A 12926-nucleotide genomic window follows, 5' to 3' on the forward strand; every position below is an offset into this window, starting at 1 on the left:
CCTTTTAAATACCTATTCAAAATCAACCAATTCTTTTTCCAATTGAAACGCATCATGCAATGAATTTACTGCCTTCACCAAATCGTCTTGCTTTACGAGGACCCAAATGGTGGTATGACTATCGGCTGATTGTAAGATGCGAATTTCCCGCTCCGACAGCGCTGTGACAATTTTTGCTGTAATACCGGGAACTCCGGCCATTCCAGCCCCAACAACGGATACCTTCGCGCATTGACGTTCAATCGTTGGCTCATGGCCTAACCCCTTCAATACTGAAACAGCTCGATCGGCCATTTCATCTATGACGGTGTACACTACACCATTAGGAGAGATATTAATAAAATCCACGCTGATGTTTTCATTTGCCATCGCCTTAAACACTTCAGCTTGAAGATTATACTGATCCTTTTTAGCAAAAACTTTAATTTGAGTTACATTTGTAACGTGAGCAATTCCGGTTACTGGACGTTCCCTTAAGTCACTGCCGTGTTTATCTCGATTCGCCGATGTAACCAGCGTCCCTGTCCCATCGCTGTAGGTTGACCGAATCCGAATCGGAACTTTTGCTTGCATGGCAATTTCAACTGCACGCGGATGAATCACTTTAGCCCCCTGATAAGCCATGTTGCAAACCTCGGTATAGGTTACAACAGATAATGGACGAGCATTTTCAGCGACGCGGGGATCGGCTGTCATAATCCCTTCAACATCAGTGAAAATATCGATCATTTCAGCATTTAAAGCCGCCCCAAGTGCCGCTGCAGACGTATCACTTCCGCCGCGGCCGATCGTTGTAACGTCTCCATTTTTAGCTGTCCCTTGGAAACCAGCTACAACTACAACATCAACATCCTGAAGCTCTCGCAACAGGCGGTCACATTTCATTTCTGCGATTTTGGCATTCGTATGGTCGTTGTTTGTTCTAAATCCTGCCTGGGCTCCGGTTAGGGCCACAGCTTTAATACCATGTTCTAAAAGCATGTTGGTGAAAACAACACTTGAGATTGTTTCCCCGCAGGATAACAGCAAGTCTTGCTCTCTCTTCGAAATTTTACTTGAACTTCCACCAATTAACGAAAGGAGTGTATCTGTAGCATAAGGTTCACCAGAGCGACCCATTGCCGAGACTACAACAATGACCTTATACCCTTCAGATAGAGCTTTTTCGATATGGCGTTTGGCATTTTGGCGGGATTCGTCATCACGGACGGATGTGCCCCCAAATTTTTGGACGATCATCTTCATCGTAACACCTTCTAGGTTGAATTAATCAAACCAAACCTTTAGCGCCTTAATCTATGAAAAAGGTTTTCATGCTAGTGGTTTGGTTTTAAACATTGATTATTTTACTAATCCTAATTTAATTAAGCTTTCGGCAATTTGGACTGAGTTCCATGCTGCACCTTTTAATAAGTTATCAGAAACTACCCACATATGGAAGCCTTTTTCATTATCTAAATCGTTGCGAATACGGCCAACAAATACATCGTTTTTGCCAACACAGTCTGCAGGCATTGGGTAAACTTGCTCACTTGGATCGTCTTGAAGAACTACACCTGGGGCATTTTCTAGCAATGCTTTAATCTCAGAAGCATTAACACCTGGTTGGTCAATCTCGAAATAAACGGATTCAGAGTGTCCAGTTGCTACTGGAATACGAACACAAGTTGCGGCAACGGATAGCTCAGGCAAATGCATAATTTTCTTTGTTTCGTTAATCATTTTCATTTCTTCATATGTGAACCCATTGTCTTGGAATTTATCGATTTGCGGAATCGCATTAAACGCAATTTGATAATGCTTTTTATCTGATTTAACTGGAAGAATCTTTGGTTCAAAATTCTCTCCATTAACGATTGCTTTTGTTTGCTCAGCTAATTCTTCGATTGCAACCGCACCTGAACCTGAAACAGCCTGATAAGTGGAGACAATCACTTTGTTTAAACCGTATTTTTGTCTAACCGGTTCTAAAGCAACCACCATTTGAATGGTTGAACAGTTTGGATTGGCAATAATACCATTGTGCTGATGAAGATCTGCTTCGTTTACTTCAGGAACCACTAGAGGTACATTAGGATCCATACGGAACGCACTAGTGTTATCAACACAAATAGCACCACGCTTAGCAGCTTCTGGAGCTAATTCTAATGATACACTGCCCCCAGCACTAAATAACGCAATGTCAATGCCTTCGAAGCTTTCTGGTTTAGCTTCTTGAATGGTAATTTCTTCCCCTTTATAGGTAACAGTTTTACCTGCAGATCTAGCTGAAGATAATAATGTTAATTTTGCGATTGGAAAATTTCTGTTTTCTAATGTTTGGATCATTTGCTGCCCTACGGCACCTGTCGCGCCAACAACCGCGACATTAAAACCTTTTGCTTGGCCCATGGATAGAGTCCCCTTCCGTGTCAATAAGTATGTTTTCTCTAGCATTTAACTGCATAATAGTAAGACGGCACCTTTTATTCCCTTAATGTGGAGCCGTCATATTGTATATTATCATTTATTTTAACATAATGAGTTCATTAAGGAATCATCTTTTTTATAGGTTTACTAGAAAAAGCATGAAGATTCAGTTAATCACGGAATCTTTCTACTAAAACGGGTTGAAGTTGACGGCCATCCATAGCTGCTAAAATCGTTGAATCGAGCATCGACATCCGAGCCACCATTGAGTTGGGTTTTTTGACCGGGTCATCTTGACCGAATGGGATAAAATAGATATTTTTCGTTGTCATTAATCTCATTAAATTTACCCCATTTAATCCTAGTGCATCATTGGTCGAAATCCCTAATACAACCGGTTTTCCATTTCTTAACGTTGCTTTCGCCGCCATAAGCACCGGTGAATCTGTCATCGCGTTGGCAAATTTACTCATTGAATTTCCCGTTAAAGGAGCAATAACCATGCAATCCAACGGGATTTTCGGACCAAGTGGTTCAGCTTTCACAATTGAATCGATCACTTTGTTTCCGGTTAAGGTTTCAATTTTGGAGATCCAATCTTCTCCTTTCCCAAACCGTGTATCTGTATTTTTCACAGTAAAGGTAACAACCGGAAGCACCTCTGCACCTGCATTAACAAGCTTTTCTAACTCCGGAAAGATTTCTTCATATGTGCAATGTGAGCCAGTTATCCCAAAGCCGATCCTTTTTCCTTTCAAACTCATTGTGTTTTCCCCTTCCGTTTCATAAGGTCATCTTTTAGAAGTTGGGTAAGAACGTTGGCCAAGATTTGTCCAGCTGATTTCGGAGCGACAATTCCTGGTAAGCCTGGGGCAAGAATGGCTTTAATTCCCCTTTTCTCTGCATAACGAAAATCGGTTCCGCCTGGTTTGGATGCCAGATCGATAATTAATGTATGAGCAGGCATCTTCGAAATAACAGAGGCGGTTACGATAGGATAAGGGATGGTATTGATGCAAATATCTGTATCCTTTACTGATTGTTCTAAATCATTTAATAAAAAAGGGGTTAAGCCCATTTCGGTAATTCGAGCAATATGCTCACTTCTTCTTGCACCTACTTTTACTTTTGCTCCAAGGGCATGGAATGTTCGTGCGACACTCATTCCAACCCTGCCCAATCCTAAAACGACAATATTTGAACCATGAATCGTAAAATCAGTGTGTTGAATCGCTAACATAATCGTTCCCTCAACAGTGGGAATCGAATTATAAATCGCCACATCATCCCGTTCAAACAATAGAACTAAGCGGCGGTTTGCCTTCTTTGTTATTCCTGTAAGATAGTTATTTGAGATCCCTGAATAAATGGTGCAATGACTAGGTGTGTTGGATATCATTTCCTCCGTCAAGACTACTTTTTCATTTGAGAAAATTGTTTCTACTTTGCCTTCTAAGCTGGTCCCGGGAACCGGGAGAATAATCGCGTCTACGAGTGAGAAGTCTAAGTCTTCGATTTTTTCTTTTATTGCTCCTGTGAAGGCATGGTCTAGCTGTTCGAAACCAACTAACGAGAGCTTCGCATCCATCTCAGTAAGCTTTCTGATGATCTCGAGCTGTCTTGCATCGCCGCCCATGACTGCGATTTGCAACCCTGTCAGCATGAGAATAATCACCTTCTTTTTCTGAAAATCAAACGGGAATTGGTTTAGCTTCAGTATTTTATGATAAAAGGAGCCATTCGGTGATTTATCCTTGCAAAGACATTGAAAAATCATTTCTTTGCAAAAAAAAATGGCCTGAACGGCCATTTATGCTGTCGAAAAACTTTCGGTAGCCATTTTTAATTTACACCTCTTAATAATTCCCCGCTTTTTATTATTAATATAGCCTGTTAAATAGGTCTGTTGATTTCCGTTCTAGGCGCTTCGCTTTCCGCGGGGCGGGCGGTGAGCCTCCTCGTCGCTAACGCTCCTGCGGGGTCTCACCTGTCCCGCTGCTCCCGCAGGAGTCTTCACGCCTTCCACTCCAATCAACAGGCGGTATCAATAAAAACCTTCATTTCAAAATATAAATGATAAAAACAATGGTAATATCAATGTTTAAACCAAATAAGGCCAGCCAAAGTGAATATGAATTTGTTTCTAGTGATATGTTAGTACCGCCTAACAAAATAACAAGATTGCAACACATTTATGGGGCTGAAAAGAGTGTGTTGCAATACTCTTGTTGATTTCCCTTCCAGTTGATTGTAGCGGAGGGCACTTGACTCCTGCGGGATGGAGAGGTCACCGGAGACCCCGCAGGCGCTACAAGCGCCGAGGAGGCTCCGGGAGCTCCCCTAAGGTGCGCGAGTGCCCGGAGTGGAAATCAACAGGCCCATTTGCAGGGACAATCCCTAAATTAGGTATTTTCATTCTCTCAAATAAAAAAATGCCGAGAAAATGCCACTTCTCGACAATCTAAATGGCCCGCTTTGGCCATTTTTCATTTTGTTCCTTATTTAATCCATTTCATTTTCTGGTATATCTATAATGATCATATCGTTGCCGATTTTTTTTATATGCCGCCATGGAACCCTTACTTCATTACCTTGTTTTCGTAAACCAAACCATTTTAAGGTTGGGATTAGAAGGGCTTCAATTTGACCGGTGTGCTCGTTTATTTCCAAATCTGTCTGACCTAGTACTCCTAGGCGTTCAGCACGCTTAACATCAACGATTTCTTTTCCGCTTAACTCGCTTAGTTTCATCCTTCTAGCCTCCGTTTCATTGTCCTCTTTATATATGTATCGAAAATGAAACGGTTTTAGAATCAAGAAAAACTGAGAGTCGTTTTGCTAGGTCGATAATCGAAAAGCATGGGTATTACTTACTAATAGTATCGTATTGTTGATTTCCGCTCCAGGCGCTCGCGCACCTTAGGGGGAGTCCGGGAGCCTGTCTAGCTGCAGCGGCTAGGGGCTCGGGGTCATAAGCCAATCCGTCAAGAAGGTCAAAGAACGACCTTCATGCCGGCTCGACTTATGCCTGTCGCCCCTGGGCAAGCCACTTCTGCTTTTCCTTCTCCTCGGCGCCGTAGCGCCTGTGGGGTCTCCCGTGACACCTTCTCCCGCAGGAGTCTCGCACCTTTCTCTCCAATCAACAATACGAGTGAGCATATACCTATGCCTGCCAATAAAATAAGGCTGTCGTGACGATTCACGACAGCCTGGATGTGTTTTTATTTACTTTTCGGCAACTCGCCATCTGGACTGACTAATGCTAATGAATATTGATCAGAGAAAATAGAAGTAGCCATAGAATCTACACTTCGCTTTGTTACTTGGTCAATTTGCTCCACTATTTCATCAAGAGAGCGGTGACGTCCTAACATTAGCTCGTTTTTCCCATTTCTGCTCATTCGGCTATTTGTACTTTCTAAACTCAACATTAAGCTGCCTTTTAATTGTTCCTTACTATTCGTTAGTTCTTTTTCGGTGATTCCATTTTGTTTAAGTTTTTTAAGTGTTTCTTGAATCGTCTCAAACAGGACATCAAGCTGACTTGCGCCCGTTCCCCCGTAAATAGTAACCATTCCACTATCTTGATAAGCGGAGTGATAGGAAAATACAGAGTAAGCTAAACCACGCTGCTCTCTGACCTCTTGGAATAAGCGGCTGCTCATGCTTCCGCCCAAAATATTATTTAAGACAATTAAATTATATATATCATCATGGCCTACTTTTAATCCGTTATATCCAATACATAAATGCGCCTGTTCGGTTTCTTTTTTTCTAGATATTTGATTGGAATTAAATTCCGGCTTTTGATTTTCTCTTACCGCTTGTTGTCCTTGGTAAGATCCAAAAAAGGCTTCAACTTCTTTAATGAAGGATTCAGAAATATTTCCCGCGATTGAAACAACAACATTTTCAGGAGTATAAGCATCTTTCATATATTGCCTTAACGTTTCTCCATTAAAGGTCTTTAATGTATGTTCTGTCCCTAAAATAGGGTATCCAAGCGGATGACTCTCATAAACCGCTTTACTCAGAAGATCGTGAACGATATCATCCGGTGTATCTTCGTACATTTTAATTTCTTCATAAACAACGTTTTTCTCTTTAATCAACTCTTCTTCATCGAAAGTTGAGTTGAAAAACATATCTGCTAAAACTTCTAATGCAAAAGGGGCATGGGTATCCAACACCTTTGCATAGTAACAGGTATATTCTTTAGAGGTAAACGCATTCACCTGACCGCCGATGCTATCAAAAGATTCAGCGATTTCTCTTGCGGTTCTTGTTTTAGTCCCTTTGAAGAACATATGCTCTAAAAAATGGGATATCCCGTTTAATTCTGGGGTTTCATTTCTTGATCCTGTACCGATCCAAATTCCAATCGCAACGGAACGAACCGTAGGGATATTTTCTAATACAACTCTTACTCCATTTTGACAAGTATATTTAATAATCAAAGAAACTCCTCCAGTTCTCGAAAAGCATAAGCAGTCCACGCAGCCCCGACGAGCTTCTAACCCGGTATAGTTAGAAAGCTGTACCTTAACGTTCTTGACGGATTGTCGAGAGGCTAACTGCTGATGCTAGAGCTCCAACTAATGATTGCTTAATAAGTATAACTTATTATTGATTATTTTTCCAAAATGATGTTTTTCAGGTAAATTAATCAATCCGTTGTTCACCGAGTGTATCTGAAACCGTGCCAATTTTTAAATTCTTTTGTTCGATTTTCGTAATCATTCGGTCCAGTGCTTTTGCGGTAGAGTCTGTAGGATGCATTAATATTAGAGCACCCGGGTGGACCTTTGCTTCCACTCGGTGAATAATTGTTTCCGGTGCTGGTTTTTGCCAATCAATCGTATCCACGCTCCAAAGAATCGTCCCTAGACCCAGTACATCGGCAATTTTAACCACCTCATCACGATAGCTGCCACTCGGTGGTCCAAACCATTTACAAACCCGTCCCGTTGTTGCCTCAATGACGGCATTGGTCTTTTCAATTTGACTTTTTATTTCTGCGGCTGATAATTTTTTCATATCAGGGTGTGTGAACGAATGGTTTCCAATTTCATGTCCTGATTCTGAAATCATTTTAGCAAGATCAGGATTTTCCTTGACCCATCTTCCTTCAAGAAAAAAGCTCGCCTTTAGATTGTGTTTTTTTAATGTCGCAAGCATATCTGGTAAATATTCATTACCCCAGGCCACATTAATGATAAATCCAACCATAGGTTTGTCCGGATTTCCACGATAAATAGGCGAGGCTGGTAAATTTTCAAGGTGAACCTTTGGTTGGACCTGCTTATAAATTAGTTTTTCTTCATTAAAGGCATTTTCACCCTTCATATTTTCAAAGGAAGCTTTTACATCGACTTCAAGCCCATTATATCCCGGTGTAGCTTTCCAGATAGGATCAATACGAGCATCCACCGCTTCCACTTTATATAATTTACTTTTTCTTAGTATTTCCTCATATATGGGATTACTATGTTTACCAACCGATACGGTTTCAGCTTTTAAGTAGGACACATATTGTTCGGAAATAGGATTTATTATAATGCACAATACCGTCACTCCAATGACGGCGAACAGTTTAATTTTTTGCATGTCTCTGCCCCCTCCTCTAAAGATTATGAAAAGGGGGGACAAGGTAGAACATGCGAATTTACTTAGATTTTTATGTTTGTTCAATAGAAAAAGTCAGGGTGATTACCCTGACTTTTTCATGAATGCCTTAATCTGAGGCACTCTAGCTTTTGGGTTATTGCTGTGCTTTTTCCTGTTGTTCACGCTGTTCTTTTAATACGGCTTTGCGAGAAAGGTTAACACGACCCTGTTTATCAATTTCAGTTACCTTTACAAGGATCTCATCGCCGATTGAAAGTACGTCCTCCACTTTTCCAACACGCTCTTCAGCAAGTTCGGAAATATGAACAAGACCGTCTTTTCCTGCAAAGATTTCTACAAACGCACCAAATTTCTCAATACGTTTTACTTTACCTAAGTACATTTGCCCGACCTCTACTTCACGGACAATATCTTCGATAATTTTCTTTGCCTTTTGATTCATTTCTTCATTAACAGAGGAAATGAAAATTGTTCCATCTTGCTCTATATCGATTTTAACGCCAGTTTCTTCAATAATTTTATTAATTTGCTTTCCGCTTGGTCCAATTACATCGCGGATCTTGTCAGGATTGATAGCCATTGTTAAGATTTTTGGAGCATATTTTGAAAGCTCTGCCTTCGGCTCAGCAATTGTGCTAAGCATGGATTCCAAAATGTGCATCCGGCCTTTTTTGGCTTGTTGCAAGGCTTCTTCTAAAATTTGACGGGAAAGTCCGTCAATTTTGATGTCCATTTGTAAAGCTGTTACACCTTTAGCAGTTCCTGCAACTTTAAAGTCCATATCCCCTAAATGGTCTTCCATACCTTGAATGTCAGTCAAAATCGTATAATGTTCACCTGATTTAACAAGACCCATTGCAATACCAGCAACTGGAGCTTTAATTGGAACACCGGCATCCATCATCGCCAAGGTACTTGCACAAATACTTGCTTGTGATGTCGAGCCATTTGATTCTAATACTTCTGAAACAAGACGAACTGTATAAGGGAAATCTTTTTCATTTGGAATAATTGGTTCTAATGCACGTTCACCTAATGCACCGTGTCCAATTTCACGACGACCTGGTCCACGCATCGGTCCAGTTTCACCAACGCTGAAGTTAGGGAAATTATAATGGTGCATAAAACGTTTTTCTTCTTCAATTCCAAGGCCATCAAGAATTTGTACATCTCCTAACGCCCCAAGCGTACAAATACTTAATGCCTGAGTTTGTCCACGTGTAAACAAACCAGAACCATGTGTACGCGGCAATAAGCCAACTTCTGAAGATAGAGGACGAATCTCATCCGGCTTACGACCATCTGGACGAACCTTTTCAACTGTAATTAAACGGCGAACTTCACCTTTAACCATTTTATCAAGGATTTGTTTCACCTGTTTAAGGTCATCAGCTTCAGCTTCTTCTTCCTCAAATTTAGCGATGACTTTGTCTTTAACTTCTTTTATAGCAGCTTCACGAGCATGTTTTTCCTGAACTTGAATCGCTGCAACCATGTCAGTCTCACACAACTCACGAATTTCTGTTTCAAGATCTTTATCTAATTCGAATAAAGTAATTTCGGTTTTTGCCTTACCAATCTTCGCTACGATTTCCTCTTGGAAAGCGATTAAGCGCTTGATTTCCTCATGACCGAACATAATTGCTTCCAGCATTACTTCTTCTGGAACCTCTTTCGCGCCAGCTTCAACCATGTTGATCGCATCTTTTGTTCCGGCAACAGATAAGTGCATATCACTTTTTTCTGCTTCTTCAACTGTTGGGTTAATCACAAATTTCCCATCAACACGTCCAACAACAACACCAGCGATTGGTCCTTCAAATGGAATATCCGACACACTAAGTGCTAATGATGATCCAAACATAGCTGCCATTTCAGAAGAACAATCTTGATCCACACTCATGACAATACTAACAACTTGTACTTCATTACGGAAACCATCAGCAAACAATGGACGAATTGGACGGTCGATTAAACGGCTTGCTAAAATCGCCTTTTCACTAGGACGTCCCTCCCGTTTAATAAAACCTCCAGGAATTTTCCCTACTGCATATAAACGTTCTTCATAGTTAACGGTTAATGGAAAGAAATCCAGTGGTTTTGGTTCTTTTGATGCTGTTGCAGTACTTAATACTACTGTGTCACCATAACGAACTAAAGCTGCACCATTTGCTTGTTTTGCTAATTGACCAATTTCAACCGATAATTTTCGGCCAGCCCAATCGAAGGAAAAGATTTGTTTCTCTTGATCCATTCTTTTTAAACCCCTCTCTACCTGAATTCATTCTCAGGCATTACCTTTTACTTTTATTAAAAACCTACGACCTATTTCGTAAAGTTGTTTAGCTTCAAAATATATTGTTTTTATGTTAACCAAGGCGTAGTGCTTGGATGGTTATGAGAAAGCCAAGAAAAAAAGCTTTTCTTTTATTATGACCATTTGTATTCTTTCTTAAAATAACGACAAAATTATGTATTATTTAAAGGTATTGCTTTTGTAAAAATTCGTATGATATCGGTAAATAAATCATTCAAATATAATAAAAAAGCGGGAAAAATCCCGCTTCTGTTGACTATCGACGTAAACCAAGCTTGTTGATTAACACACGGTAACGTTGAACGTCTTTATTACGTAGGTATGTTAGTAGGTTACGACGCTTACCTACCATTTTCAATAGACCGCGACGTGAGTGGTGGTCTTTCTTGTGCGTACGTAAATGACCGTTCAAGTTGTTAATCTGTTCTGTAAGGACAGCGATTTGAACTTCTGGAGAACCAGTGTCAGATTCGTGCGTTTTGAACTCATTAATAAGTTCATTTTTGCGCTCTTGTGTGATTGCCATCCTGTTCACCTCCTATTTTATAATCCCCAATTACTGAGCAAGCGTCGGTGACTCGTCTTGCCAAGCAATGGTTCTTTTCATACGTTAATTAGAATACAACTTTTTTTGACAAAATGCAAGTTCAAATATTATTTCGCTCAAAATATAAATAGGCATTTTGCTTATCTTTTTCGATTTGAGTAACAAGTTGGTCAATTCCTGCAAATTTTTGCTCTGAGCGCAGTCGAAGGTGCCACTCTACTGTTACAGTTTTTCCGTAAATATCGTTCGAAAAGTCAAAAATATGAACCTCGATCGTTTGCTTGTCCTTTTCTTGGTAAAACGTTGGCTTATAGCCACGATTGCATACACCATTATACCAAGTTTGATCGATCTTAATTCTAACAGCATAAACCCCTGAAGGCGGAAGAAGGTAATCCTCGGTCATTTCAATATTAGCTGTTGGGAACCCAAGGGTTCGTCCTCGCTTATCACCATGACTAACAATCCCAGAAGTGGTATAGTAGCCACCTAATAAGGACGGCAGACTGCTCACATTCCCGGTTTGGATTTCAGTACGAATAAGAGTCGAACTAACTTTTTGATCACCATGTACATATTTCGGTACAGTCGTAAAATCAAACTGGTCTCTTGAATGGAAAGGTAGAGTTTCCATATTACCCTTACCCATTCTTCCATAACTGAAATCAAATCCAGCCACCACATGCTTCACATTGAGATCTATAATATAATGATCAATAAATTCTTGCGGAAGTAAATTTGCAAAATCAACGGTAAAATTGACAATAAATAAATAATCAATTCCAAGCTTTTCAATGAGATCAATCTTGGTACTAATGGGGGTAATATACTCTGCGTGTTGGACACTTTTTCCCAATACTACCGATGGATGTGGATCAAATGTCATCACTGCACTTTTCCACCCATTTTGATCTGCCTTCATTTTTGCCACACTAATAACACTCTGATGCCCTAAATGTACCCCATCAAAATATCCAAGTGCCATTGCCATTTCTGGAAAATCGGATTTTCGGTATTGATGAGGATGATTAATCTTTATTACTTTCACCTAGTACTCACCTTTTCCTAAACTTGCCTAATCGATAGCATCATTTCGCAAAACTTTATCAGGCTTCATTAAACCAGCCTTTGTTGGATGGGGTTGATAAATAGCTAATGCTAGCCCTTGTTCCGTTTCAACTACAATCGGTCCGGATTGATCCTGCAAATATGATGGGATCGGCAAAACAGCTCCATTTTTTACTTTCTCTGCTAATTTATCATTAATTGCTAGTTTCGGCAAATAGAAAAGTGCTTCTTCTATCGGTCTTAAAGCTTGAGAAAACCTACCTTCCTCAACCATTTCTTCTATTTGCGAGAACGTGTAACAATCCTCTAAAGAAAAGGAAGCGGATTGAATTCTTGACAGACTGGACATATGGGATGGATATCCCAGTCTCTCCCCGATCATAACCGCCAATGTCCGGATATACGTTCCTTTACTGCAGGATACCCGAAACCGAAATTGGATCGTGTCTCCCTCAAAAATATCTCGATCATCCAGCAGTTCAATAGAATAGATCGTTACCTGTCTTGATGGACGTTCAACCTCGATGCCCTGCCTGGCATACTCATACAGTCGCTTTCCATTTACCTTTACCGCAGAGTACATTGGAGGTGTCTGAGTAATCTCCCCAGTTAGTGATTGAAGTATTTCGATAATTTCCTGACGGGTAATCGGCGCTTCTATTTTTTTGCTATCAACCACTTCTCCGGTTGCATCCTCTGTTGTTGTGGAAAAGCCTAGCGTGACTTCACCCTCATATGACTTTCCGGCATTGGTTATGTATTCTGCGACCTTCGTTGCTCGACCAAGACAAATTGGTAAAACACCATCCACTTCCGGATCAAGAGTCCCCGTATGGCCAATTCGTTTCATTCTTAAAATTTTGCGTAATTTAAAGACACAATCATGTGAGGTTAATCCCTTTGGTTTAAAAAGCGGCAAGATTCCTTCCAATATACTTCACCTCAGTTCTCAAAATT

Annotated in this window: 11 protein-coding genes; all 11 read right to left on the minus strand. The window is 40.4% G+C overall.

Going from position 1 to position 12926, the window contains the following annotated elements:
• Window positions 1-12 precede the first annotated feature (12 nt).
• On the minus strand, window positions 13-1245 hold the full coding sequence (dapG, locus tag ACI48O_RS10690) for an aspartate kinase (protein WP_435561791.1): 1233 nt from the start codon (window positions 1243-1245) through the stop codon (window positions 13-15).
• A 96-nt stretch (window positions 1246-1341) separates the two neighbouring features.
• Window positions 1342-2391, minus strand: coding sequence for an aspartate-semialdehyde dehydrogenase (gene asd, locus ACI48O_RS10695; RefSeq protein ID WP_435561792.1), 1050 nt, complete (start codon window positions 2389-2391; stop codon window positions 1342-1344).
• A 188-nt stretch (window positions 2392-2579) separates the two neighbouring features.
• Window positions 2580-3173, minus strand: a complete 594-nt coding sequence (gene dpaB / locus ACI48O_RS10700; RefSeq protein WP_435561793.1) for a dipicolinate synthase subunit B — start codon at window positions 3171-3173, stop codon at window positions 2580-2582.
• Window positions 3170-4072, minus strand: a complete 903-nt coding sequence (dpaA, locus tag ACI48O_RS10705; protein WP_435561794.1) for a dipicolinic acid synthetase subunit A — start codon at window positions 4070-4072, stop codon at window positions 3170-3172. The genes dpaB and dpaA overlap by 4 nt, the downstream gene beginning before the upstream one ends.
• A gap of 839 nt (window positions 4073-4911) precedes the next feature.
• The gene (locus ACI48O_RS10710; RefSeq protein WP_435561795.1) at window positions 4912-5160 is read right to left on the minus strand and encodes a YlmC/YmxH family sporulation protein; all 249 of its coding nucleotides are present in this window, start codon (window positions 5158-5160) and stop codon (window positions 4912-4914) included.
• A gap of 470 nt (window positions 5161-5630) precedes the next feature.
• Complete coding sequence (locus ACI48O_RS10715; RefSeq protein ID WP_435561796.1) at window positions 5631-6866, minus strand: M16 family metallopeptidase; 1236 nt, start codon at window positions 6864-6866, stop codon at window positions 5631-5633.
• Window positions 6867-7071: 205 nt separating this feature from the next.
• Window positions 7072-8016 (minus strand): polysaccharide deacetylase family protein, encoded by a 945-nt coding sequence (locus ACI48O_RS10720; RefSeq protein WP_435561797.1) that lies wholly within the window; start codon window positions 8014-8016, stop codon window positions 7072-7074.
• Between the two features lie 154 nt (window positions 8017-8170).
• Window positions 8171-10291 (minus strand): polyribonucleotide nucleotidyltransferase, encoded by a 2121-nt coding sequence (gene pnp / locus ACI48O_RS10725; RefSeq protein ID WP_435561798.1) that lies wholly within the window; start codon window positions 10289-10291, stop codon window positions 8171-8173.
• A 319-nt stretch (window positions 10292-10610) separates the two neighbouring features.
• Entirely contained in the window at window positions 10611-10880 is a 270-nt protein-coding gene (gene rpsO, locus ACI48O_RS10730) for a 30S ribosomal protein S15 (RefSeq protein ID WP_435561799.1), read from the minus strand.
• A gap of 121 nt (window positions 10881-11001) precedes the next feature.
• Window positions 11002-11949, minus strand: a complete 948-nt coding sequence (gene ribF / locus ACI48O_RS10735) for a bifunctional riboflavin kinase/FAD synthetase (protein ID WP_435561800.1) — start codon at window positions 11947-11949, stop codon at window positions 11002-11004.
• Between the two features lie 27 nt (window positions 11950-11976).
• Complete coding sequence (gene truB / locus ACI48O_RS10740) at window positions 11977-12900, minus strand: tRNA pseudouridine(55) synthase TruB (protein WP_435561801.1); 924 nt, start codon at window positions 12898-12900, stop codon at window positions 11977-11979.
• Window positions 12901-12926 lie beyond the last annotated feature (26 nt).

It is taken from the genome of Neobacillus terrisolis (assembly GCF_051233475.1).
Taxonomy (GTDB): Bacteria; Bacillota; Bacilli; order Bacillales; family Cytobacillaceae; genus Bacillus_BU.